General features: G+C 68.5%; 25 protein-coding genes and 1 pseudogene. 8 read left to right on the top strand and 18 right to left on the bottom strand.

The features are described 5' to 3' along the window. Window positions 1-68: 68 nt before the first annotated feature. Genes G6N25_RS15710 through G6N25_RS15700 form a run of 3 tightly spaced genes read right to left on the bottom strand, consistent with a single transcriptional unit; the run spans window position 69 to window position 1378 of the window. Window positions 69-215, bottom strand: coding sequence for a hypothetical protein (locus tag G6N25_RS15710; protein WP_063892814.1), 147 nt, complete (start codon window positions 213-215; stop codon window positions 69-71). Next, on the bottom strand, window positions 212-793 hold the full coding sequence (locus G6N25_RS15705) for an HhH-GPD-type base excision DNA repair protein (RefSeq protein WP_083073333.1): 582 nt from the start codon (window positions 791-793) through the stop codon (window positions 212-214). The genes G6N25_RS15710 and G6N25_RS15705 overlap by 4 nt, the downstream gene beginning before the upstream one ends. A gap of 9 nt (window positions 794-802) precedes the next feature. Next, a complete protein-coding gene (locus G6N25_RS15700; protein WP_083073332.1) occupies window positions 803-1378 on the bottom strand; it encodes a TetR/AcrR family transcriptional regulator in 576 nt (191 codons plus the stop codon). Between the two features lie 109 nt (window positions 1379-1487). Between G6N25_RS15700 and G6N25_RS15695 the strand changes: the two genes are divergently transcribed. Next, complete coding sequence (locus G6N25_RS15695) at window positions 1488-1892, top strand: DUF4345 domain-containing protein (RefSeq protein ID WP_083073413.1); 405 nt, start codon at window positions 1488-1490, stop codon at window positions 1890-1892. Here the strand turns inward: G6N25_RS15695 and G6N25_RS15690 are convergent. Further along, on the bottom strand, window positions 1889-2065 hold the full coding sequence (locus G6N25_RS15690) for a DUF5302 domain-containing protein (RefSeq protein ID WP_142272551.1): 177 nt from the start codon (window positions 2063-2065) through the stop codon (window positions 1889-1891). The genes G6N25_RS15695 and G6N25_RS15690 overlap by 4 nt on opposite strands. Window positions 2066-2092: 27 nt before the next feature. Then, complete coding sequence (locus G6N25_RS15685; RefSeq protein WP_083073331.1) at window positions 2093-2536, bottom strand: PPOX class F420-dependent oxidoreductase; 444 nt, start codon at window positions 2534-2536, stop codon at window positions 2093-2095. A gap of 55 nt (window positions 2537-2591) precedes the next feature. Between G6N25_RS15685 and G6N25_RS15680 the strand changes: the two genes are divergently transcribed. After that, on the top strand, window positions 2592-3113 hold the full coding sequence (locus G6N25_RS15680) for a DUF1697 domain-containing protein (RefSeq protein WP_083073330.1): 522 nt from the start codon (window positions 2592-2594) through the stop codon (window positions 3111-3113). A 24-nt stretch (window positions 3114-3137) separates the two neighbouring features. On the opposite strand, the gene G6N25_RS15675 is transcribed toward G6N25_RS15680, so the two are convergent. Then, window positions 3138-3503, bottom strand: coding sequence for a GntR family transcriptional regulator (locus G6N25_RS15675; protein ID WP_071510355.1), 366 nt, complete (start codon window positions 3501-3503; stop codon window positions 3138-3140). A 37-nt stretch (window positions 3504-3540) separates the two neighbouring features. Here G6N25_RS15675 and G6N25_RS15670 point away from each other — a divergent pair, with 37 nt between their 5' ends. Continuing rightward, window positions 3541-4254 carry an NAD-dependent deacylase gene (locus tag G6N25_RS15670; protein WP_083073329.1) on the top strand — a complete coding sequence of 238 codons (714 nt, stop codon included), beginning with the start codon at window positions 3541-3543 and terminating at the stop codon, window positions 4252-4254. 107 nt (window positions 4255-4361) lie between these two features. Next, window positions 4362-5222 carry a hypothetical protein gene (locus G6N25_RS15665; protein WP_083073328.1) on the top strand — a complete coding sequence of 287 codons (861 nt, stop codon included), beginning with the start codon at window positions 4362-4364 and terminating at the stop codon, window positions 5220-5222. Between the two features lie 103 nt (window positions 5223-5325). Here G6N25_RS15665 and G6N25_RS15660 read toward each other — a convergent pair whose 3' ends face one another. Both G6N25_RS15660 and G6N25_RS15655 read right to left on the bottom strand, forming a co-directional pair. Then, a complete protein-coding gene (locus G6N25_RS15660; protein WP_083073412.1) occupies window positions 5326-5961 on the bottom strand; it encodes a class I SAM-dependent methyltransferase in 636 nt (211 codons plus the stop codon). 34 nt (window positions 5962-5995) lie between these two features. Continuing rightward, window positions 5996-8344, bottom strand: coding sequence for an MMPL family transporter (locus G6N25_RS15655; protein ID WP_083073327.1), 2349 nt, complete (start codon window positions 8342-8344; stop codon window positions 5996-5998). 263 nt (window positions 8345-8607) lie between these two features. Here G6N25_RS15655 and G6N25_RS24210 point away from each other — a divergent pair, with 263 nt between their 5' ends. Further along, window positions 8608-8739 carry a hypothetical protein gene (locus G6N25_RS24210; RefSeq protein WP_255361745.1) on the top strand — a complete coding sequence of 44 codons (132 nt, stop codon included), beginning with the start codon at window positions 8608-8610 and terminating at the stop codon, window positions 8737-8739. A 140-nt stretch (window positions 8740-8879) separates the two neighbouring features. On the opposite strand, the gene G6N25_RS15650 is transcribed toward G6N25_RS24210, so the two are convergent. The 4 genes from G6N25_RS15650 to G6N25_RS15635 all read right to left on the bottom strand — a co-directional run bounded on the left by G6N25_RS15650 (window position 8880) and on the right by G6N25_RS15635 (window position 13089). Continuing rightward, window positions 8880-9641, bottom strand: coding sequence for a 3-hydroxyacyl-CoA dehydrogenase (locus tag G6N25_RS15650; protein ID WP_083073326.1), 762 nt, complete (start codon window positions 9639-9641; stop codon window positions 8880-8882). Window positions 9642-9682: 41 nt separating this feature from the next. Further along, window positions 9683-10765 carry a CaiB/BaiF CoA transferase family protein gene (locus G6N25_RS15645; protein WP_083073325.1) on the bottom strand — a complete coding sequence of 361 codons (1083 nt, stop codon included), beginning with the start codon at window positions 10763-10765 and terminating at the stop codon, window positions 9683-9685. Window positions 10766-11224: 459 nt separating this feature from the next. Beyond that, window positions 11225-11947, bottom strand: a complete 723-nt coding sequence (locus G6N25_RS15640; RefSeq protein ID WP_083073324.1) for a CPBP family intramembrane glutamic endopeptidase — start codon at window positions 11945-11947, stop codon at window positions 11225-11227. After that, complete coding sequence (locus G6N25_RS15635; protein ID WP_083073323.1) at window positions 11944-13089, bottom strand: NAD(P)H-binding protein; 1146 nt, start codon at window positions 13087-13089, stop codon at window positions 11944-11946. Before G6N25_RS15635 ends, G6N25_RS15640 begins: the two co-directional genes overlap by 4 nt. A gap of 66 nt (window positions 13090-13155) precedes the next feature. Between G6N25_RS15635 and G6N25_RS15630 the strand changes: the two genes are divergently transcribed. Genes G6N25_RS15630 through G6N25_RS15620 form a run of 3 tightly spaced genes read left to right on the top strand, consistent with a single transcriptional unit; the run spans window position 13156 to window position 15776 of the window. Continuing rightward, complete coding sequence (locus tag G6N25_RS15630) at window positions 13156-14244, top strand: type III polyketide synthase (protein ID WP_083073322.1); 1089 nt, start codon at window positions 13156-13158, stop codon at window positions 14242-14244. 18 nt (window positions 14245-14262) lie between these two features. Next, complete coding sequence (locus G6N25_RS15625) at window positions 14263-14763, top strand: isoprenylcysteine carboxyl methyltransferase family protein (protein ID WP_083073321.1); 501 nt, start codon at window positions 14263-14265, stop codon at window positions 14761-14763. Continuing rightward, a complete protein-coding gene (locus G6N25_RS15620) occupies window positions 14760-15776 on the top strand; it encodes an NAD(P)/FAD-dependent oxidoreductase (protein ID WP_083073320.1) in 1017 nt (338 codons plus the stop codon). The genes G6N25_RS15625 and G6N25_RS15620 overlap by 4 nt, the downstream gene beginning before the upstream one ends. A 2-nt stretch (window positions 15777-15778) precedes the next feature. Here the strand turns inward: G6N25_RS15620 and G6N25_RS15615 are convergent, their stop codons facing one another. The 6 genes and pseudogenes from G6N25_RS15615 to G6N25_RS15590 form a co-directional block, all read right to left on the bottom strand. After that, window positions 15779-16573, bottom strand: a complete 795-nt coding sequence (locus G6N25_RS15615; protein ID WP_083073319.1) for a crotonase/enoyl-CoA hydratase family protein — start codon at window positions 16571-16573, stop codon at window positions 15779-15781. Beyond that, a complete protein-coding gene (locus tag G6N25_RS15610) occupies window positions 16570-17718 on the bottom strand; it encodes a thiolase family protein (protein WP_083073318.1) in 1149 nt (382 codons plus the stop codon). Before G6N25_RS15610 ends, G6N25_RS15615 begins: the two co-directional genes overlap by 4 nt. Window positions 17719-17939: 221 nt before the next feature. Beyond that, the gene (locus G6N25_RS15605) at window positions 17940-19424 is read right to left on the bottom strand and encodes an aldehyde dehydrogenase family protein (RefSeq protein WP_083073317.1); all 1485 of its coding nucleotides are present in this window, start codon (window positions 19422-19424) and stop codon (window positions 17940-17942) included. 78 nt (window positions 19425-19502) lie between these two features. Then, window positions 19503-20717: a cytochrome P450 gene (locus tag G6N25_RS15600; RefSeq protein ID WP_083073316.1), complete on the bottom strand. Its 1215-nt coding sequence runs from the start codon at window positions 20715-20717 to the stop codon at window positions 19503-19505. 37 nt (window positions 20718-20754) lie between these two features. Beyond that, window positions 20755-21630 (bottom strand): annotated as a pseudogene (locus tag G6N25_RS15595) (SDR family NAD(P)-dependent oxidoreductase); the annotation flags it as partial. Continuing rightward, window positions 21623-22750: a spirocyclase AveC family protein gene (locus G6N25_RS15590; RefSeq protein ID WP_083073314.1), complete on the bottom strand. Its 1128-nt coding sequence runs from the start codon at window positions 22748-22750 to the stop codon at window positions 21623-21625. The gene G6N25_RS15590 and the pseudogene G6N25_RS15595, both read right to left, overlap by 8 nt. Window positions 22751-22753 lie beyond the last annotated feature (3 nt).

The following is a 22753-nucleotide window of genomic DNA, read 5'->3' as shown; positions in this document are numbered from 1 at the left end:
CAGTTGTACGCCCGTGACGGCGTGTCGCTGTACAGACACGCACCGTCGCGAGCGAAGGGGCTGCTCGGCTAGTAGGCCATGAACAGGATTGCGTCGCGGTCGTAGTCCAGGCCCGGATGGACGCTGGCCAGATGGGCCTGGGTCAGTTCGACCAGCTCGTCCTCATCCTTGCCGACGATGGCTTCGCCGCAGGGACACGTTATGTGTGTTTTCACGTTGCCGCCCTTTCCTTCGCTGCTGCCTTCATCTGCTTCTTGTGTGATCGCACCTGTCCAAGCGAACGGGCGTCCACGATATCGGCGACAGACATGTGCGTGCCGGGTTTGCCGAACTCCCCGGCCGCCGCGCGCCAGCCCGCCGGCGTCACGCCGTACTGCTTGCCGAGCAAGGCCAGGAAGATCTTTGCCTTCTGCTCACCGAACCCGGGTAGCCCCTTGAGTCGCCGCAGCAGCTCCGCCCCGTCGGGTTCGCCGGCCGTCCACAGCCCGGCCGGGTCGCCGTCGTAGCGGTCCACGATGATCTGCGCAAGGGCCTGGATCCGCTTGGCCATCGATCCCGGAAAGCGGTGTATCGCGGGCCTTTCCGAGCAGAGCGCGGCGAATTTGTCCGGGTCGTGGTCGGCGATCTCGGCGGCGTCGAAGCCACCCATCCGGTCCGCGATCTTCTTCGGTCCCGCGAAGGCAGTCTCGATCGGCACCTGCTGGTCAAGCAACATGCCGACCAGCAACGCGAACGTGTTCTCGTCCAGCAGCGCGTCGGCGGCCGGATCCTGGGCAAGCTGCAGTCTCGGCACCCGCACAGTCTAGATCCGCACCGGAAGCACCGCGTTGAGGGCGTCGACGCAGATCCCCCGGAGTTCGTCGCGCGTGAAACTGTCGTCGGCGAGCCACTGCACGCACAGCACCCGGACAAACGCCAACCAACTGATCACGACGGCGGAAAGCCGTTGGCGAGCACGGTGATCCGAAGAAACGGTCTCGGTGATTCGGTCACGCAGCGCCTCAAGCTCCGCATTGATGATGCCCTGCACAACCGGCTCGGAGGCCAGAGTCTGGTTGGCGGCCAGCACGGTGTTGCGGTTGACCAGGAAGTAGTCGAGGTGGGCGTCGAGCCCGGCGGCGATCTGGGCTTGAAGCGGGGCGCCGGGGTCGAAGCGTACGCCGTCGAGCAGCCGGTCGGCCGCACGCCGATACACGGAAGCGAACAACGCGAGCTTGCCCGGAAAGTACCTGTACAGCAGCGCACGCGAAATGCCGGCCTCCTCGGCGACGGCGTCCATCGTGACGTCCTCGTACGGCCGTTCCGCGAAGATCCGTTCCGCCGCGTCCACAACGTGTTCGCGGCGCCGGTGCGGTGCGAGTCGACGTTGGCTGGTCATCCGCGAATTTTACTTGATAATCAACAACTTTCGCGCTAAGTTGACAATAATCTACTTAGCGTTCATGGTGGGCCGGTCGCGGCGCGGGCCCGGGGAGGAGCATGCGGATATGGCTGACGGCTCACGCGCCGGATACCTCAAGTACCTGGCCGCGGTCACCGGGGTGTCGTCGATCGCGATCGGCGGCTATCACTTCGCCTTAGGGACGGCCTCGGTTCCGGGCGCGACAGATGCCAACGCGACGGTCGACTCGCGCGAGCGGTTCTACTCGGCCATTTTTGCCGGGTACGGCATCGCTTGGATGCAGGCGGCCCGCAAATCCCCCGTCCGCGCCGGTGACGTGCGGCTACTGGCGGGCATCATGCTTGCCGGCGGCGTCGGGCGCGTGATCTCGGTGGCCCAAAAGGGTCGGCCGCACTGGTTTCAGGACGTGCTCACGGCACTCGAATTCGCGGTTCCGGCAGTATTTTTCGGGCTCGCCAAGGCCCAGCGGCCGACTACGGCCAACGGCTAACCGCTCTTGCGGCGGAACTCCCGACGGCTCTCCAAGGGGCCGTGGGCCCGCGAGTGCCTGTCACCGCTGTCTTTGTGATCGGATCCGCCCGCCGACTTGGCCTTCTTGCGGTCGAGGGCTTCCCGGAACTTGCGCTTGTTCTCGTCCTCGGGCTGGGACTTCGATTCGGCCATTCCGGCAGCCTAGCGTGCCCCGCGGTTTTAGCGCTTACCCGGCGGCATGCCGTAAACGTGTGAGATCCGCAGGGTCAGCAGCACCCGCCGGTCGGTGACCATCGCCTGTCGGTACTCGTCCCAGTCCGGATGCTCACCGGCGATGTTGCGGTACAAGGCGATCAGCGCCTCGACGGTGTCGTCGTCGGGCGCGGCGGCCGGGGGCGTCAGTTCCGCGGCGCCCTCCGCGACGGCATACGACCATCCGTCGTCGGCGTCGACCAGGAGTGAAGCCCGTGGGTCGCGGCGCAGGTTGCGGGTCTTGGCCCGCGGCTCGGTGATCGATACCCGCACCACCAGCTCGCGCGGGTCGAAGTGATAACTCACTTTCGACAGCTGGGGCCGCCCGTCGCGCTTGATGGTGGCCAGCACCCCGAGGGAGTTCCCGCTGATCACGGCCAGTAGCTTGTCGTCGAAGACTTGGCGTCCCATGACGAAAGCCTACGTCGGGTCGCGTCGCCCCCAACCGGCCTGGTGGAATCGGACCATGACCAAGTACGCGGCGTTCCTGCGTGGCGTCAACGTCGGCGGCGTCAACCTCAAAATGGCCGAGGTGGCGGCCGCGTTGACCGGCGCCGGATTCACCGACGTGCGCACCATCCTGGCCAGCGGCAACGTGCGACTGGAGTCGTCGGCCGGGGTGGCCGCGGTGCGCAAGAAGGCCGAAGCGACGCTGCGCGAGAGGTTCGGCTATGACGCCTGGGTGCTGGTGTACGACATCGACACCGTACGCGCCGTCGTCGACGCCTACCCTTTCGAGCGCGAGGTCGACGGGTATCAGTCCTACGTCACCTTCGTGTCCGACGCCGGCGTGCTCGACGAGCTTGCCGCCCTGGGCGAGGGCGCCGGGCCGGACGAGAAGATCGGCCGCGGCGAGGGCGTCGTCTATTGGCAGGTGCCCAAGGGCGCCACGCTGGACAGCACGATCGGCAAGACGATGGGCAAGCCGCGCTACAAGTCCTCGACCACGACACGCAACCTGCGCACACTGGCCAAAGTTATCGCCTAGCGCGCCAACCGGTTTCGGGTGGCGTCAATCGTCGGGCACGTTGGTCAGGTAGCGCATCGCGTCGGATTTCGTCAGCCCCAACGCGCGTGCCACGTCGACGTATTCTTTGGCGGCGGCCGCCATCGCGGCGTCGGTCGGATCGAAGCGGGAGATGAAAGTGCCGAAGCGCCCGCGTGTTTCGACGATCGCCGCCGACTCCAGCTCGCGATAGGCCCGGGCCACGGTGTTGGCCGCGACGCCGAGCTGACCGGCCAGGTCGCGCACCGTCGGGAGCCGGCTGCCGGGCGGCAGCGCGCCGCTCCGGACCCCGTCGATGACCTGGGTCCTGAGCTGGTCGAACAGCGGTTTGCCCGCCTTCACGTCGACCCGTAGCCAATCCCGCAGCTCCACGCACCCAGTATCACGCAAGCGCGGCTATGTTGGTGGGATGCGGGTGACGGTGCTCAGCGGCGCGGGGATCTCCGCCGAGAGCGGCGTTCCGACGTTCCGCGACGACAAGAACGGGTTGTGGGCCCGCTTCGATCCCTACGAGCTGTCCAGCACGCAAGGGTGGCGCAACAACCCCGAGCGGGTCTGGGGCTGGTACCTGTGGCGCCATTATTTGGTGGCCAACGTCGAACCGAACGACGGGCACCGCGCCATCGCGGCCTGGCAGGACCACGCCGAGGTCGTCGTCGTCACCCAGAACGTCGACGACCTGCACGAGCGGGCCGGCAGCAATCCGGTGCACCACCTGCACGGCAGCCTTTTCGAATTCCGTTGCGAGCGTTGCGCTATGCCCTACACCGGCGCGCTGCCCGAAATGACCGAACCGGCCCTGGAGGTAGAGCCTCCGGTCTGTCGCTGCGGCGGCCTGATCAGACCCGACATCGTGTGGTTCGGCGAGCCGCTGCCAGATGAGCCGTGGGAGCGCGCGGTCGCGGCGACGCGGGACGCTGACGTGATGGTGGTGGTGGGGACCTCGGCGATCGTCTACCCGGCGGCCGGACTGCCCGAGCTGGCGCTGTCCCGCGGCGCCGTCGTCGTCGAGGTCAACCCCGAGCCCACGCCGCTCACTCCCAGCGCCACGATCAGCATCCGCGAGAGCGCGAGCCGCGCGCTGCCCGAGCTGCTGCAGCGGCTGCCCGCCCTGCTGGGGTAAGCCGCGCCTGCATCGAGCCTGCGCACAGATCGCGGTTCGTCCACAAAGCGGCGCGCTGAGCGCAGTTTCGATGTCCCGCCGTCGGCGAGGCCGGCGAGCGTGCAGCCATGACAAGCAATAAACCCTTTATCGGCAGCGAGGTGCTGAAGGCCGGGACGCTGCGCAAGCATCAGCTGCGGTCCCGCTTCCGGCCGGTGTTCCCCGACGTCTATGTGCGACGCGATCTCGGGCTGACGTTGCGCGACCGCGCAGTGGCCGCCTGGCTGTGGTCGCACCGCGAAGGCGTGCTGGCGGGGTTGACTGCGGCCGCGTGGCATGGTTCGAAGTGGGTGGACGAACACCTGCCCGTCGAGTTGATCTGGTCCAACGCGCGGCCGCCACGCGGCGTGCGAACCTACGATTTCAGGCTTCGCCCAGCCGAATTCCGCACTGTAACGGGCGTACCGGTAACGACGCCGCCGCGCACCGCATTCGACATCGCGCGCCGGAAGCCGATGGGAACCGCAATCGCCCACCTGGACGCCCTCATGCGCGCAACCGGAGTAAAGGTCGATCAGGTCGCCGAAATAGCGGACCGACACCGCGGCGCGCGTGGGCTCAAACAACTGGAAACGGCGCTGGACTTGGCGGACGCCGGTTCGCAGTCGCCGAAAGAGACGTGGCTGCGGCTCCTACTGATCCACGCGGGATTGCCACGGCCGAGGACCCAGATCCCGGTAATGACTGCCGACGGCACCCAGTACTACCTCGACATGGGGTGGGAGGACTTGATGGTCGCCGCCGAGTATGACGGCGAGCATCATCGCCTCGACCCCTGGCAGTACAGAAAGGACATCCGTCGCAGAGAGGCATTGGAGAGGCTGGGCTGGCTCATCGTCCGAGTGGTCGCAACGGATCGTCCCGCCGACATCATTCGTCGGGTTCGCGATGCGCGGGAGTTTCGGGCATCGAGCCTGCATCGAAACTGAAATGGGGGCGCCGAGCCTGCGCACAGATCGCGCTCGGCACGCCAACGGGCGCGCTGAGCGCAGACTCGGCGTGAGGGATTCCGTGAGGGATTCCGCGAGGGATTCAGGGTCTGCGCGCCCGGCCCAGCGCCAACTCCGACACCGGCAGCGGCGCCCAGAACGGCAGCGTCCACTCCCGCCGCGACGTGTCCACCTCGAACCCGGCGTCGACAATCGAGCGCTCGGTGTCGCGATGGGTGTGGCAGTTACCGAACAGCCTCGGCCACAGCGTCGCGTCGGCGAACCGCTGCAAGCGGCCCCGCGCGCCGGCGCTGGCCACGTGCTCGAGATACCGCAGCTGCCCGCCGGGCCGCAGGAGGGAATGCAGGCGGCGCAGCACGCCGGCCGGGTCGCGCACCGAGCACAACACCAGCGAGCACACCACCGCGTCGAACGGCTCCCCGTCGCTGAACCCCTCCGCGGTATCCCCCATTACGACAACGGGAACGGGGGCCGCGGCGGCCGCGGCGCGGGCCTGGGCCGCAAACCGCGGCTCGGGTTCCACCGCGACCACCTGGTCGACCGCCGCCGGGTAGTTCGCGAAGTTCGTCCCGACACCCGCGCCGACTTCCAGCACCCGGCCCGACAGGCCGGCCAGGTTCTCCCGGCGAAGGGCCCGCACCGCCGCGGTTTCATGGGTGACAACGACGGGCCAGACGCGCGCGAAGAACGGATGGCCGACTTCCGACGACGGCGTGATGCCGACGCGTTGTGCCACCGAACGGATCGACACGTTAGCCAATTTTGGTCACCGACTCCGTGATCTCACGCCCGTTGTGCCGCACCGGTTCTGAGTCGGCCTCCGAGGCCGGCTCGACGCGTCCCGCCCCTTCGGCCGGCGCCTCGCTGATGCCGAACCGGTCATGCAGCAACGCCAAAGGCTTTGGCGCCCACCAGTTCCAGCGGCCCATCACGTGCATGAACGCCGGAACCAGCACCATGCGCACCAGGGTCGCGTCCGCGAACACCGCGAGCGTCAGGCCCAGGCCGAACATCCGCATGAACGAAACGTGCGCGGCGATCAGCGCGGCGAACGACATCGACATCACCAACGCGGCGGCGGTGATCACCCGTCCGGTACGGGCCACGCCCAGCGCCACGCTCTCGTCGTTGGCGGCGTGCGCCTCGGCGGCGCTCGGGTGTGCCGGTCGAGCGGCCCCGGAAGCCAGCCAGTACTCGCGGATCCGGGAGATCAGGAACACCTCGTAATCCATCGAAAGCCCAAACGCGATGCAGAACAACAGGACCGGCATGTTGGCGACCAGTGTCCCGCTCGGGGTGGTTCCCAGCGCGCCGAGGTGACCGTCCTGGAAGATCCACACCAGCGCGCCGAACGCCGCGCTCAGCGAAAGGACGTTGCACATCAACGCCTTTGCCGGTAGCAGCACGCTGCCGGTGAGCAGGAACAGCAGCACGAACGTGATGGCGGCCATCAGCCCCAGCACCAGCGGAAGTCGATCCGTCACCGCGTCGACACTGTCGCGGTTGACCTGCGCGACGCCGGCCATCTCGACGGCCCGGCCGGCCGGGCCGGGCACCTGGTGCAGCCGCGTGAGCTGTGTGTCGTTGGCCTGTGTGAACAGCGGCGCCGCGCTGCTCACGGTCAGGAACGCGCTGCCGTCGGCCAACCCGGTGGCCGCCGTCGGTGGTCCCACGAGGTTTCCGCCCACGAACGTCCCACCCGGGGCCGAGACGCCCGACACTTCGGGAACCCGCGATAAGTCGGCGGCGTATTTGTCGAGGTCCGCCGGGCTCAGGCCGCGGGCGTCGGGGACGGCGATGGGCACCGCCGTCGCGGAGTCGTGCGCAAACCCGTTGCGCAACAGGTCACCGACCTGATGCGACGACGCCGAATGCGGCAGCACCCGGTCGTCCGGGAAACCCCACTTCACCGAGAAGAAGGGAAGCCCGAGCAACAGCAGCAGCGCCATCACGGCCAGACCGATCGGCGCCCAGCGGCGCATCACGTACTTGCTCGACCGGTACCAGAACAATTCCTCGGGCGGCTTGTGCACGGGATCCGGGCGGCCCAGGATCCGGCGCATCAACTTGCGCACGTCCAGCGCATCCAGCCGGGGACCCAGCAGCGCGATGGCGGCCGGGGTGACCACGATGGACGCGGTCGCGACGAAGGCCACCGTCGCCACGCCGGCGTAGGCGAACGACTTCAGGAAATACATCGGGAAAGCCATCGTCGCCGACATCGACAGCGCCACGGTGACCGCGGAGAACAGCACGGTGCGACCGGAGGTGGCCATCGTCCGGATCAGCGCCTCGTCCCGGTCCCTGCCCTCGGCCAGCTCGTCGCGGTAGCGGCTGACGATCAGCAGCGTGTAGTCGATGGCCAAGGCCAGGCTCAGCGCGGTGCTCAGGTTGAGCGCGAAGATCGACACCTCGGTGGTGAACGTGACGAGCCGCAGCACCGTCATCGAGCCGACGACGGCCAGCGCGCCGAGGGCCATCGGCAGCGCCGCCGCGAGCAGCCCGCCGAACACCCAGATCAGCACCACGAAGCTCAGCGGGAGCGCGATCATCTCCATGACCACGAGGTCTTCCTGGTTCTGCTTGTTGATCTGGGCGTACTGCATCGCCGGGCCGCCGGCGCGGACGGTGACGCCGTCGCGGTCGTGGACGAATTGGTCCGCCAGGGTTTGGGCGTTCTTCTGCGCGTAGTTCTCGCCGCCCCTGAGGTTGATCACGATCAACCCCGACTTGCCGTCGGTGCTGACCAGCTCGGATGGTGCGGCGGAGGAAGGCGCGGTCCACGCCGACGTCACGTTGTAGATCAACGGCGACCGCTGCAGGTCGCCGACGAGGTCGGTGGCCACGGTGCGCGCCCGTTGACCATTGATGCCGTCGGGCGATGTGATCACGATCAGCATTTGCTGGCCGCTCTGCCCGAACTTGTCGGTCAGAACGTGAATCGCGCGGGCCGACTCCGAGTTCGGGTCTTGGAAGCCCCCGGGGGCCAGGCTCTTGGCGACGGGAATGCCGAAGATCGCGGCGGCGATGAAGACCAAGACCGCGGCCCCGATGATTCGTCGCGGGGCCGCGATGGCCAGCCGGGCGATCGCTTGCAGCATGTTCCGGTCCCTCCCACCGCCGGCACCAGCTCAGCTGGCCCGCTGCCTATCCGCGGTAACTTACCAACGCTAAATGACAGGCGTCAAACAACCCTTCTCAAGATACGGAACCGGACCGCCGGATGGTTCAACATGGCCAAACTCGCGCGGCAGGACGAGCCATCGGGCCTCGGCGCCCGGCGAACCTACCCGCCAGTAAATTGCCACCATTTTCCGAATCGTGACTCAAAGATTCCTTAGAGGTGACCCATAGGCTCATGGGCATGTGGATCGACGACTCGAGTGCAGACGTCATCAAGGCTGACTTTGACGCCCTCTACCACGGCGACATGCTGGTGGAAGGCGAGACCTCGGAGCAGCTGGAAGACTGGCACCCGCTGCAGACGGCAAGCTGACCGCCATGAGCGTGCTTGCGCGGCTTCTCATGGCCGAACCCGCCGTCAGTCGATGGTTTCGCCGATAGTTTTTATGTCGTTTTGAAGCCGAAAGCCCCCCGCGATTCGCGGGGGGCTTTCGTTTCGTCCCGTCCAAGCGCTCAGCGGGGCGCCATCCGGATGGCGCCGTCCAGGCGGATGACCTCCCCGTTGAGCATCGGGTTTTCGATGATGTGCACCGCAAGCGCCCCGTACTCGTCCGGGTTGCCCAGCCGCGAAGGGTGCGGCACCTGCTTGCCCAGCGACGCCCTGGCCTCCTCGGGCAGGGACGCCAGCAGCGGCGTGTCGAACAGGCCGGGCGCGATCGTGACCACCCGAATGGCCTTGTCGGCCAGGTCGCGGGCGATCGGCAACGTCATGCCGACCACGCCGCCCTTGGACGCCGAGTAGGCGGCCTGACCGATCTGGCCGTCGAAGGCGGCCACCGAGGCGGTGTTGACGATGACGCCGCGCTCTTCTCCCTGCGGCCCGACGGGCTCGGTCTTGGCGATCCGCTCGGCGGCCAGGCGCAGCACGTTGAACGTGCCGACCAGGTTGATCTCGACGATCTTGCGGAACGCGTCGAGCGGGAAGACGCCGTCGCGGCCCAGCACCCGGATGGCGTTGCCGGTGCCGGCGCAGTTGACCACGATGCGCAGCGGGCCCATCGACTCCGCGGTGTCCAGCGCCCTGGCGACGGCGGCCTCGTCGGTGACGTCGGCCTGCGCGAAGCGCGCGCGGTCGCCGAGCTCGCGCACCGCGTCTTCGCTCCGCAGGTCCAGGACCACCACCTGCGCCCCGGCGTCGAGCAGCCGCCTGGTGGTGGCCAGACCGAGGCCCGACGCTCCCCCGGTGACGACGGCCACGGCGTCTTTGATCTCCATGCGAATCCTTCCCGTTGTCCGGCCAACCAGTTGGTTGGGGACTATACCCAGTCCCTGAGTATCGCTTCGATGTCGGCCGCCGGCACCGCCGGGCGGGGCGTATCCGGGGCGGTGCGGGAGAACCGCGGGGCCGGCCGGGGCTGCAGGCCCCCGTTCACCTCGTAGAAGGTGTTGCGCTCGGTGATGTGCGGCTCGGTGTGCACCTCGCCGAACGCCAGCACCGGCGTCACGCAGGCGTCGGAGTCGGCGAACACCTTGGCCCAGTGGTCACGGTCGCGGCTGGCGAACTTTTCGGTCAGCACGGCCCGCAGTTCGGGCCAGCGGCTGACGTCGTTTTGTCCGGGTAGGTCGGCGCCGTCCAGGCCCAGCCCGGTCAGCATGGCGGCGTAGAACTGTGGCTCGATGGCGCCGACGGCGACGTAGCGGCCGTCGGCGCACTCGTAGGTGTCGTAGTAGGGGGCGCCGCCGTCGAGCATGTTGGTGCCCCGCACGTCGGTCCACATGCCGGAGGCGCGCATCTGCCACATCATCTGGATCAGCACGCTCGATCCGTCGACCATCGCGGCGTCGACGACCTGACCCTTGCCGGAGCTCTGCCGCTCCCACAGCGCGGCCAGGATGCCGAGCAGCAGGAACATCGAGCCGCCGCCGAAGTCACCGACCAGGTTCAGCGGCGGCACCGGCCGCTCGTTCGCCCGGCCGATGGCGTGCAGGATCCCGTTCAGCGAGATGTAGTTGATGTCGTGGCCCGCTTGCTGGCTGCGCGGGCCGGTTTGGCCCCAGCCCGTCATCCGGGCGTAGACCAGCCGGTCGTTGACCTCGGCGCACTGCTCGGGGCCGAGGCCGAGCCGTTCGGTGACGCCGGGGCGGTAGCCCTCGATCAACACGTCGGCCTTGGCGATGAGCTTGAGCACACGTTCGCGGCCCTCGTCGGACTTGAGATCGGCCGTCACGATGCGCCGGTTGCGCATCATGGCGTCCTTGGCGGCGCCGCCGGGACCGGTTGATGGCCGGTCGATGCGCACCACGTCGGCTCCCAGGTCCCCCAGGATCATCGCGGCATGCGGGCCGGGCCCGATGCCGGCCAACTCGACAACGCGCAGCCCCTTCAGTGGTCCAGCCACGATGCACCGACCTTTCGTCCGCTCTGACGCCCGTACCGTTCGCATCTTCGCAGCCGCTCGGGACGGCCGCGCACCCCGGTCGCCTAAGGTGGGCGGACGCCGGAATCGGTGACGGTGCTGGCCGGCTCGGTGGTGCGGGGCCTTGGGCATCGCCAGATCGGGGCGAAATGGGCTGGCGTGCAGCCTCATTCAGATAGAGTTAACCGCGACGGTGTCGCCGCGGACACGTCGTGGTGGTCACATGTGTCACGTGCGTCTCGGCTTCGGGGGCACATACTTCGCTGCCCGCATCACAGCGACAAAAAGCGTTGGGCTGTCGCTGTGAGGCGGGCACATCGTTGTATGCCGGCCGGCGAGTGACCGATGTGACACATGGGGATTGACGCGCGGCCGTCGCCCACCGCGCACAGGCCGGGCGCGCAACCCGCAGCGTGCCCGGGCCACCTCAAAAACGTGCCGTCAAAGCCCGAACACCGGCGGCAAAGCGAGCACCATCACCAGGCCCCAAACCAGATGGGTCAGCATGGGCGCCAGAATTCCGCCGCTCGCCCGGCGTTCCAGCGCGCACACCGTCCCCAGGATGATCGCGGCGAACCCGAGCATCAAGTTCCCGCTGGCCATGGTCGCGCAGGTGTACACGACGGTCGAAATCGCCACGGGCGCAAGACGTCCCAGCGCCGTATAGAGCGCGCCGCGGAAGAACATCTCCTCGCCGATGGCGTTGACCATGATGATCAGCACGATCGGCAAAAGCGATCCCTGATGGGCGAATTGCAGCACCCGGGCGATCAACCCCGAGACGGCCGGGATGTCCCTGGCGATCAGCCCGCCCAGCACGAAGACGCCACCCAGCAGCAGCCCGACCGTCGTCCCCGTGATGACCGGGCGCTGGTTGCGGCCGCGCCAGCAGATGCCGCCCAGGTGCAGCGGCCCCGAGAGGAACGCACCGGCGATCCACACGGCCGCCAGCGCCAGCGTCAGCCAGTAGAAGCTCGACTCGCCCGGCGTACGCCTTAGCGAAAACCCCAGCACCGCAGCGCCGATCGCCAGCGTGATCACGACGACGACGCGTCGGCGCCGCACGACGCCGGGCGGTTCATTATGCGGCACAGCGATATTGGTGATCGCACGGCGCAGCTCGAAAAGCACACCGGCGCGGTAGGGGGTGGCGGGCTGGCTCATGCGGGATGCACTTTCGGAGTGAGGGTGATCAGGATGTCCAGGGCGGTTCGAAGCGCTCCGGCGAGCGGTCCGGGGACGACGTTGACCAGCCGTAGGGTGGGGCGCGCGAGGGGTGGCGTCACGGCCCGGGTGAGCCGCCGGATGCGCAGCGCGTCCCCGCCGGCCCACGCGGGATCGGTGTCGGCGAGATGGTGGGGGTCGGCCAGGGCGTTGACGGGCAGGGGCTGTTTCGACCGATCGGCCAGGGCCAGGGCGATGGCCTCGTCGACGGCGAGCAGCCCGCCGGGCGGGTCGGGCACCCGATCTCGCAGGCCGGTGGCGGAGGCCACCATCGGATGGTCCAACGACTCCACCAGGTCTCCCGCCAGTCGCGGCGGCACGGGCAGCGCGACCCCGGTGATCAGCGACGCGACCGTGGTGTCGACCCTGCCGACCGGCAGGGTCGCATGCCACCTGCCGGATATGCGCGCATACGTTCGCAGCAGCTCCCGATAGGACGCGGTGTCGGGGCCGCAGATGTCGTAGGCGCCCGCGGGAACCTGTGCCGCGTCGGCGGCGGCGACGAGATAGTGCAGCACGTCGCGGATGGAGATGGGGTCGATCGGGTTGTCCATCCAGTTCGGTATCGGCATGAGCGGGAACCGATCCCCCACGTAGCGCATCATCTCGAACGACGTCGACCCGGCGCCGATGATCATCGCCGCGCCCAGCCAGACCAGCTCCGGGCCGCCCTCGACCGTCAAGGCGTCGGCCACCTCGGCGCGGCTGGCCAGGTGCTCGGACAGCGCCTCGTCGGCGGGCACGAAACCGCCCAGGTACACGATGCGTCGCACGCCGGCGTCCCTGGCCGCCGCGGCCACGTTCGCGGCCGCGGCCCTGTCGGCGTCGCGAAAGCCGCGCTGGCCGATCGCGTGCACCAGGTAATAGACCACGTCGACCGGTCCCGCGGCGTCCATCGCTGCCCGCACCGAGCCGGGATCGGAGGCGTCGAGGGTGACCGGCGTGACGTCGTCGAACCAGCCTAAGCGCTTGAGACGCTTCGGGTTTCGGGTCGCGGCGACCACCTGGTGCTGGTTTTCCAGCAGCGTCGTAACCAGCCGCGATCCCACATAACCGGTGGCGCCGGTGACGAGGACCCGCATACCCCGACACTAGCCCGCCGACGATGCGCGTTTGAACCGGCGGGTCGGCGGCATCGTGACCCGGGTATGGAGGAGATCATCGGGGGCAGCTCCACGTGCGTGAGCACGAAAGCACCATCAACTAATCCGTCCGTCGCGGGCATTGCCGTGACATTCCCGCCAAACCGATACACCCAGGACGAAGCCGTCGCGGCGCTGACCGACTTCGCCGGGCCGGAGTTTCGGCGGTTCGCTCTCAGCAGCGGGGTCGAGTTCCGCAATACCGCGCTGCCGCTGTCGGAATACGGCACGCTGAGCGGCTTCACCGAGGCCAACGACGCCTACGTCGAGGTCGCCCTCGACCTGGCCGAGCAGGCGCTGCTCGCCGCGCTGGACCAGGCAAAGGTCAAGCCGTCGGAGGTCGACATCGTGTTTTCGACGACGGTCACCGGGCTCGCCGTGCCGACGCTGGAGGCGCGGCTGGCGGCACGGGTCGGGCTGCGCCAGGACGTCAAACGCATCCCGTTGTTCGGGCTGGGCTGTGTGGCCGGCGCGGCCGGGGTGGCCCGCATGCACGACTACCTGCGGGCCTTTCCCGACCAGGTCGCGGCGCTGCTGGCCGTCGAACTGTGCTCGCTGACCATTCAGCGCAACGACAACTCGGTGGCAAACCTGGTCGCCACCAGCCTTTTCGGTGACGGCGCCGCGGCCGTCATCGCCAAGGGCGCCGACCACCCCGCCAAAGGCCCACGGGTGCTGGCGACCCGGAGCCGGATCTATCCGGACACCGAAGAAGTCATGGGCTGGAAGATCGGCGGCGACGGCTTTCGGATCGTCCTGTCGGTCGACGTCGCCACCATCACCGAGAAGTACCTGGGCGAAGACGTCCGCAGATTCCTCGCCGACCACGGACTGGCCCCGCAAGACGTTTCGACCTGGGTTTGCCACCCCGGCGGGCCCCGGGTGATCGAGGCGGTCGAGCAGGTGTTGGATCTGCCCGGCGACGCGCTTGAGTACACCCGAAACTCGTTGCGCAACAACGGAAACCTGTCGTCGGTGTCGGTGCTGGATGTGCTTCGGGCCAACATGGCCGATCCGCCAACACCGGGTTCGGTGGGGCTGATGGTCGCGATGGGCCCGGCCTTCTGCTCCGAGCTGGTGCTGCTGGCCTGGTAGCTGGTAGAGACTGTAGCCATGTATTACCTGCTGATCCTGGCGGTCGCCATCGAGCGCCTGTTGGAGCTGGTGGTATCCAAGCGAAACGCCGAATGGTCTTTTGCCCAGGGCGCCAAGGAGTTCGGCCGCCCGCACTACGCCGTGATGGTCGTCATCCACGCCGCGCTGCTCGTCGGCTGCTTGGTCGAACCGTGGGCGCTGCACCGGCCCTTCATCGGCTGGCTCGGCTGGCCGATGCTGGCCGTCGTGGCGCTCAGCCAAGGGCTGCGCTGGTGGTGCATCACGACGCTGGGCCGACGGTGGAACACCCGGGTGATCGTGTTGCCCGACGCGCCGTTGGTGCGAGAGGGCCCCTACCGCTGGCTGCACCATCCGAACTATGTTGCTGTGGTGGCCGAAGGATTGGCGCTGCCGCTCGTGCACACCGCGTGGCTGACCGCGGTCGCTTTCACGCTAGCCAATGCGTTCGTGCTGAGGGCGCGGCTGCGGGTGGAGAACTCGGCCTTGGGCTACACATGACCGACTACGACACCGATCTGCTGGTCGTGGGCGGCGGGCCCGGGGGCCTCGCCACGGCGTTACACGCTCGCAGGCATGGGCTTTCGGTGATCGTGGCCGAGCCGCGCGAGGGCCCCATCGACAAGGCGTGCGGCGAGGGGCTGATGCCCGGCGGGCTCGCCGAGCTGGCGTCGCTCGGCGTGGACCCGGCCGGCATGCCCTTTCACGGCATCGCCTATGTGAGCGAACACCGTCGGGCGCAGGCGCGGTTTCGCACCGGTCCGGGCAGGGGCGTGCGACGCACCACGTTGCATGCCGCGCTGGCGGCGCGGGCGAAAGAGCAAGACGCCGAATGGATCCGGGCGCGGGTGACCGACGTCCGGCAGGACGCGCACGGGGTGACGGCCGCGGGCGTGCGCGCGAAGTGGTTGGTGGCGGCCGACGGGCTGCATTCGGCGGTGCGGCGCGCCGTCGGCATCAAGGCGACGGCCGGGACGCCGCGGCGCCACGGCGTGCGGTGGCACTTCACGGTGCCGGCGTGGTCGGAGTTCGTCGAGGTGTACTGGTCCCGCTGGGGTGAGGCGTACGTGACGCCGGTGGAACCGGACCTGGTTGGGGTCGCGATCCTGTCCGGCGGGCGGCCCGACCTCGCCTGGTTCCCACGGCTGGCCCGACACCTGGAGGGCGCACGCCGCGGGCAGGCCCGCGGCTGCGGGCCGCTGCGTCAGGTGGTCTCTCGCCGCGTGGCGGGACGGGTGCTGCTGGTGGGCGACGCGGCGGGGTACGAGGACGCCCTGACCGGCGAGGGCATCAGCCTCGCGGTCAGGCAGGCGGCCGCGGCCGTCGACGCCATCGCCAACGACGCGCCGTCGTCGTATGAGGCTGCGTGGCACCGGGTTACGCGCGACTACCGGCTGCTCACCCGCGCGCTGGTGCTCGCCAGCACGCCGCGCGTGGCCCGCCGCGCCATCGTGCCGGCGTGCGCGATGTTGCCCGCCGCGTTCCGGACCGGGGTGAACGTCCTGGCGCGCTAGCGTTACCGCGCCTTCCAGACCGGCTCCCGCTTCTCGGCGAACGCCAACGGCCCCTCCCTGGCGTCTTCGGACTTGATGAGGACGCGCATCTCGCGCATGGTGCGCTCCCAGCCCGGCTCGTCGCCGACGATGACCCCGTCATCGACGCCGTAGGCGATCCGCTTGCTGGCCTGCACCGACAGCGGCGCGTTGACGGTCACGCGCGCGGCCATCGCCAGCGCGGCGTCCAGCACCGAGCCCTGGGCGACGACCTGGTTGATCAGGCCCCATTCGAGGGCGTCGGATGCCGTGAGCGGCTCGCCGGTCAACAGCAGCTCCATCGCCACCTTGCGGGGCAGCTGGTCCATGATCCGGAAGACGCCGCCGGCGGCCGCGATCAGCCCGCGCTTGACCTCCGGCAACCCGAACGTGGCGCGCTCGTCGGCGACCACCAGGTCGCTGGCCAGCGCGAGTTCGGTGCCGCCGCCCAGCGCGATGCCGTTGACCGCCGCGATGGTGGGCTTGTCGATGAAGTGGTGCACGTAACCGGCGAAGCCCCACTCACCGTGGTCGGGGTGATACAGGTTCTCCCGGCGCGCGATCGCCTTGAGATCGGCTCCGGCGCAAAACGATTTGTCGCCGGCGCCGGTGATCACCACGGCCCGCACGTCGGGATCGTGTTGGGCTTCCTCCAGCGCGTCGCCGACGGCGGTGCTGACCGCGCCGTTGACCGCGTTGCGGGCCTCCGGCCGGTTGATCGTGATGACCATGACGTTGCCGCGGCGCTCGGCCAGGGCTCCCGGCTGGCCTTCGGTCACAGCAGCTCCACGATGGTGGCGTTGGCCTGGCCGCCGCCCTCGCACATGGTCTGCAGGCCGTAGCGAATTCCCTTGTCCCGCATGTGGTAGAGCAGCGTGGTCATCAACCGCGCGCCCGAGCCGCCGAGCGGGTGGCCGAGCGCGATAGCCCCGCCGTTGGGGTTGAGCTTCTTCTCGTCGGCCCCAATGTCTTTGAGCCACGCCAGCGGGACCGGCGCGAACGCCTCGTTGACCTCGTACGCCCCGATGTCGTCGATGCTCAGCCCGGATTTCTTCAGCGCCTTCTGGGTCGCCGGGATGGGCGCGGTGAGCATGATCACCGGGTCGGCTCCGGCCAGTGTCGCGGTGTGCACTCTGGCGATCGGCTTGATCCCCAGCGACTTTGCCCTCTCGGCGGACATGAACAGCAGGGCGGCCGAACCGTCGGAGATCTGCGAGGAGTTGCCCGCGTGGATGACGCCGTCCTCCTTGAACGCCGGCTTCAGCGACGCCATCTTTTCCATCGGCGTGCCGCGGCGGATGCCTTCGTCCTTGAGCACGACATTGCCGTCCTGATCCTTGATGCCGACGATCTGGTCGTCGAACGCGCCGGAATCCTGTGCTGCCGCGGCCTTTTCGTGCGACGCCAGGGAGAACTCGTCGAGCGCGGTGCGGTCGAATCCCCACTGCTCGGCGATCGTCTCCGCCCCGAGGCCCTGGTTGGGGATCCGGCCGTCGTAGCGGTCCAGGAAGGCTTGGGGATACGGCCGCCCGCCGTTGGCCAGCGACGAGCCCATGGGGGTCCGCGACATTGACTCCACACCGCCGGCGACGACGACGTCGTAATGCCCGGCCACCACGCCGGCCGCGGCGAAGTGGATGGACTGCTGGCTCGACCCGCACTGGCGGTCGACGGTCACGCCGGGGACGCTCTCCGGCCAGCCCGCGGTCAGCAGCGCGGTCCGGCCGATGTCGAGGGCCTGCTCGCCCGCCTGCATGACGCAGCCCCAGATGACGTCGTCGACGATCCCGGGATCGATGCCGGCCTTGTCGACCAGCCCGTTGAGGACCTGCGCGGCCAGGTCGGCCGGGTGCACCCCGGACAGCCCGCCGTTGCGCTTCCCGATCGGTGAGCGGACTGCCTCGACGATGACGGCTTCAGCCATGGTGATATCTCCTTTGACGCTAGGGCCTGACGTCGATTGTCAACCAACGCGTTGGGCGGGCGGCCGGCGGGGTGGTGCATGCGGCGGCACCCCTGTCCCGCTAGCGTGCACCCCTGTCCCGCGAGTGGCACCCCTGTCCCGCGAGCGTGCACAGAATGCCAGTCGGCCGCGGCGTGTCGTGTGCAAACACGCACGCTCGCGGAGGGCACGCCGGCCCTCCCTCAGCCGGCGGGGTATCCGACAGATTTGATCTCGGTGTACTGGTCGAAGCCGGCCACACCGTTCTGCCGTCCCACCCCGCTGTACTTGTATCCGCCGAACGGTGTGTCGGCGCCATAGGGGGCGCCGCCGTTGACGCCCATGAAGCCGGCCCGGATCCGGCGGGCCACGGCCAGCGAATGCTCCAGCGACCCGGACATCACGTTGCCCGCCAGGCCGTACACGCTGTCGTTGGCGATCCGGATCGCGTCCTCCTCGTCGTCGAACGGGATGACCGCCAGCACCGGGCCGAAGATCTCCTCCTGGGCGATCGTCATCGAGTTGTCGACGTCGGTGAAAAGCGTTGGCCTGACGAAGAATCCCTTGTCAAAGCTGGTGGGCGCATCCGGGCCGCCGACCAGCGCCGTGGCGCCCTCGTCGACGCCCTTGCGGATGTAGCCCATGACGCGTTCGCGCTGCTTCTCCGAAATCACCGGGCCGCACAGGGTTCCGGGGTCCTGCGGGTCGCCGCACGTGACGTTCTCGTAGATGCTCTTGAGGATCTCCACGCCCTCGTCGTAGCGGGACCGCGGCAACAGCATCCGGGTGGGATTCGCGCAGCCCTGCCCGGCGTGCATGCACGGCGCGATGCCGATCGCGCAGGCCATCCCGAAATCGGCGTCCTCGAGCACGATGGTGGCCGACTTGCCGCCCAGCTCGAGGAAGAGCCGCTTCATGGTCGCGGCGCCCTTCTCCATGATCCGCTTGCCGACCACCGTCGAGCCGGTGAAGGAGATCAGGTCGACCTTCGGCGACAGCGTAAGCTCTTCGCCCACAAAATGATCGGAGGCGGTGACGACGTTGACGACGCCAGCGGGAATATCGGTCTGTTCGGCGATCAGCCGGCCGAGGCGGGTCGCGTTGAACGGTGTGTTGGGCGCTGGCTTGAGCACGACGGAGTTGCCGGTCGCCAGCGCCTGGCCGAGCTTGTTGACGGTGACCTCGAACGGGAAGTTCCAGGGCACGATCGCGCCGACCACGCCCACCGGTTCCCGCCAGACCTTGCGGGTGGTCAGCGTGCCGGTGAGGCTGATCACCTGGTCGCCCAGGTCGGTCTCCCAGGCGTATTCGTCGATCAACCTGGCGGGATACTTCAACCCGTCTTGCAGGGGCGCATCCAGCTGGGGTCCGAACGTGATGGCACGCGGCGAGCCGACCTCGAGGATGAGCTCCTCGCGCAGCTCCTCCTTCTCGGCTTCGATCGCGTCGTGGAGCTGCAACAGGCAGCGCTTGCGCAGCTCGCGGTCGGTCGACCAGTCGGTCTCGTCGAAGGCCCGCCGGGCGGCGTCGATGGCCCGCCGCATGTCTTCCTTCGACGCGTCGGCGACCTCTCCCAGCGGCTCCTCGGTCGCCGGGTTGATGTTGGTGAAGGTGCCGGCCTGCCCATCGACGAGCTTGCCGTCGATCATCATCTTGGGCTCGAACTGGACCTTTACAGTGTCAGCCATATCTGTCACTCTCTTCTGCGTCGTTGCGGGGTTACGGAGAGCCTTACTGGAAACGAGCCGATTGGCAAGCTTCCGGTGTCACCGGGCGTCGAAGAGCACCGGTAGCGAGGTCGGCGACCGGAAGACCTGCCCGCGGATGTGCGGGTCGTCGCCGTCGGGGTCCAGCCGAAGGTTCGACAGCCGGTCGAGCAGGAGGTTGACGGCGGTGCGCATCTCGAGCCGCGCCAGGTGCATGCCGAGGCAGACGTGCACGCCGTGGCCCCAGCCGAGGTGTCCCCTCGGCTGTCGGAAAATGTCGAACGTGTCCGGATTGGGGTAGCGGTCTTCCTGCCGGTTGGCGGCTCCCAGCATCGGCATCACCGTCGAGCCGGCCGGTATCGGCACCCCGCCGAGTTCGGTGTCGCGGGTGGCGACCCGGGTGATGGTCAGCAGGGGCGGTTCCCACCGCACGCCCTCTTCGATGGCCTGCGGCAGCAGCGAGCGGTCCGCACGGATGGCGTCCAACTGCGCGGGGTCCGACAGCAGCGCGAAGAGCAGGCTGCCCAGCGCCCGGTACGTCGTCTCCACCCCGGCGGGCAGCAGCAGGCGCAAAAACGAGTAGATCTCCTCGTCCGCGAGTTTCTCGCCGTCGATTTCGGCCTGGGCCAGCCCGCTGATCAGATCGTCCCGCGGTTCGGCGCGGCGGGCCTGCAGGATCGGCGCGAAGTAGTCGCGCAGCGCGGCCGAGGCCGCCAGGCCGCGTTCCGGATTTAGGATCCAGCTCAGCAGAGAGATGGACCAGCGCTGAAACTGCGGGTAGTCCTCCCGCGGCAGGCCCAGCAGCCCGGCGATGATCTGGCTCGGGTAGTCGAAGGTGAACTCCCTGACCAGGTCGGCCTTGCCGTGTGCCGCGAACCTGTCGATGAGACTGTTGCCCACCGGCCCGACCAGCTGGTCCTCCCAACGGGCCAAGGCCTTCTGCGAGAACGCCTTTGACACCAGCGACCGCAGCCGGCCGTGCACCGGCTCGTCCATGCCGAGCATCACGCGTTCCCCCAGCACCGGGCCGAACGCCGCGATGACGGCCGCCGACGAGAACGTCTCGTTGTCGCGCAGCATCTGCTGGGCTTCCTCATGGCGGTACACGATGAACACCGGCTTGGACTCCTCATGGGGCATCCCCGAGGTGTCCAGGCGCTGGATCGGCTCCTCGCGGCGCAGCCGCGCCAGTTCCGTGTAGGGGTCACGCACGTCGCCGGAGACCGCGTCGTCGAAGGCGCCGAAGTCTTCCAGGTCATCGAAAAGCTGTTCCATGAATGTTCCTTCAATCCCCTTGCCGTGTGACGTTCTTCGGCGGCGCGCCCCGCATCGCGCCCCGCCTGGGTATGCCCAGCACGATCCGCGACACGTGATGCATGCCCGACGACGGGAGAATCCTGTTGAGAGCCAACAGCATCGACGCGTCCGGGCCCACGCCGCGGCGGCGGAACGGCGCCCGGTCCCCCAGCGCCCTGAGCAGTCCGCCGGTGAACCGCTCGGGTGGCCGGGCGAGTTTCATCGCGAAGCGCCCGCGGGCGTTCATGGTGTCGTGCAGCCGCGCGTACGGGCCGTCGAAGTTGCGATCGTCGGTGGTGCCGGCGTCGGTGATGATGTCGGTGTCATACGTGCCGGCCACCAAGACCGTGACGCCGAGACTGAACGGCGCGATCTCGCACGCCATCGACTCACCCCACCGCTCCAACGCCCCCTTGGCCGCGGAGTACGGCGCGGTGGCCGGCTGTCCGCGCACCCCGGCCACGCTGGACACCAGCACGATGCGGCCCTCGCCCGCCGCCCGCATCGACGGCAGCAGGGCCCGGGTGAGCGTGACGGGCCCCAGGACGCTGGTGGCGAACATCCTCTGCCACAGCGCCATATCCGTCTCCTCCACCATTCCGGCGGCGGAGATCCCCGCGTTGTGCACCAGCGCGTACGGCGCCCCGACGGCCTCTTCGATGGCCTTGGCCGCCGCGGCGATTGACGCGGCATCCAGCAGGTCGAGCTGCACGGGAATCAGCCGGTCGTCGCCGTCGGCGGCTCCGGTCGCCTGTCGTAGGAGCGGGATTCCCTTTTCGGGTGTCCGCATGGCCGCGACCACGCGCCACCCTTCGCGGTAGAGGCGCACCGCCGAGGCGAACCCCAGTCCGCGGGACGCGCCGGTGACGACGACGGTGCGCGGCTCAACCATGCTTGCCCGGGGTCGCGCAGGCGCCTTCACCGGGCGGTAGCGGCTGCACGTCCGGCCGCCCCTTCGGCTGCCCGCTCATCCAGGTCGACCAGATGCCGACCGAGTACGGGCCCTGGGCGCCGGCCTTCTCGTAATAGCCTTGCGGGTCATAGACTTTCGCTTCCGGATAGGGCCACGGGCAGGCGACCGAGGTGGCCGCGTGGGTGATTTTGATGACGGCGAACCACGCCCCGTAGGCGAAGTAGGACACGTTGATGATGGCGAACATCACCAGGAACGTGCCGAGCACCGGCCGACTCGGGAAGATCTTGGCCTTCGCGGCCAGCTTCTCGGCCACCGATTTGCCGGTGTCGTCGCGGTAGCACAGGATCGCGGCCGGGACCATCACGAAAGTCACCGAGAACGACTCCCAGATCAGCGGGAATTGGAATGTCGTGCCGGTGAATACGGAGCCCCAGGGAATCACCTGCGAGTAGATGTACATGCCGGTGTGGACGAGCTGGATCTCCAGCCACGCGTCGAAGACGAAGCCGATGACACACGTCAGCAGGCCCAGGCTGATCAACGGGTGCGTCGACACGAAAGCCTCGGACCCCTTGCGCGCCTGCAGTTTGCGCAGGATCCAGACCGCCGGGAAGTACGGGCCGAAATAGAAAGTCACGTAACCGAATACGACGAACGGCTCCACCGTCGGCGACAACGACACCAGCGGCCACGACTCCGGCCAGTGGATGAGATCGGGGTTGTAGACCGCGAACGGCGCCCAGTTCATGATCGGGTCCTGCCACACGATCAGGGTGGTGCAGAGGAACATCAGCATCACCGGGCTGCCCGGATTGCGCCGCCAGCCGATAATGAAAACAACCAGCAGCACGATCAGCATGATCACCGTGGAGATCTGCAGGAACGCGATGTAGTCCAACCCGAAGAGGAACCTGACGGGGCGGGGCCGCCCCTGCACGTTCGGGTTGGCGACGCGCGGGTCCAGGGCGACACGGCAATTCGCGATGAAGAAGAGCGCAAACGCCGCCAGGGCGGCGCCGGCGACCCATCCGCCCCAGCCGCGCCCGCGCGGCGAAGCGGGCTTCCCTTCCGCCTTCAGGGGTGCTTCCGTCGACACGGG

The sequence above is a fragment of the Mycobacterium heidelbergense genome (assembly GCF_010730745.1).
GTDB classification, from domain to species: Bacteria; Actinomycetota; Actinomycetes; order Mycobacteriales; family Mycobacteriaceae; genus Mycobacterium; species Mycobacterium heidelbergense.
This window is presented reverse-complemented; position numbering and strand designations above follow the sequence as displayed.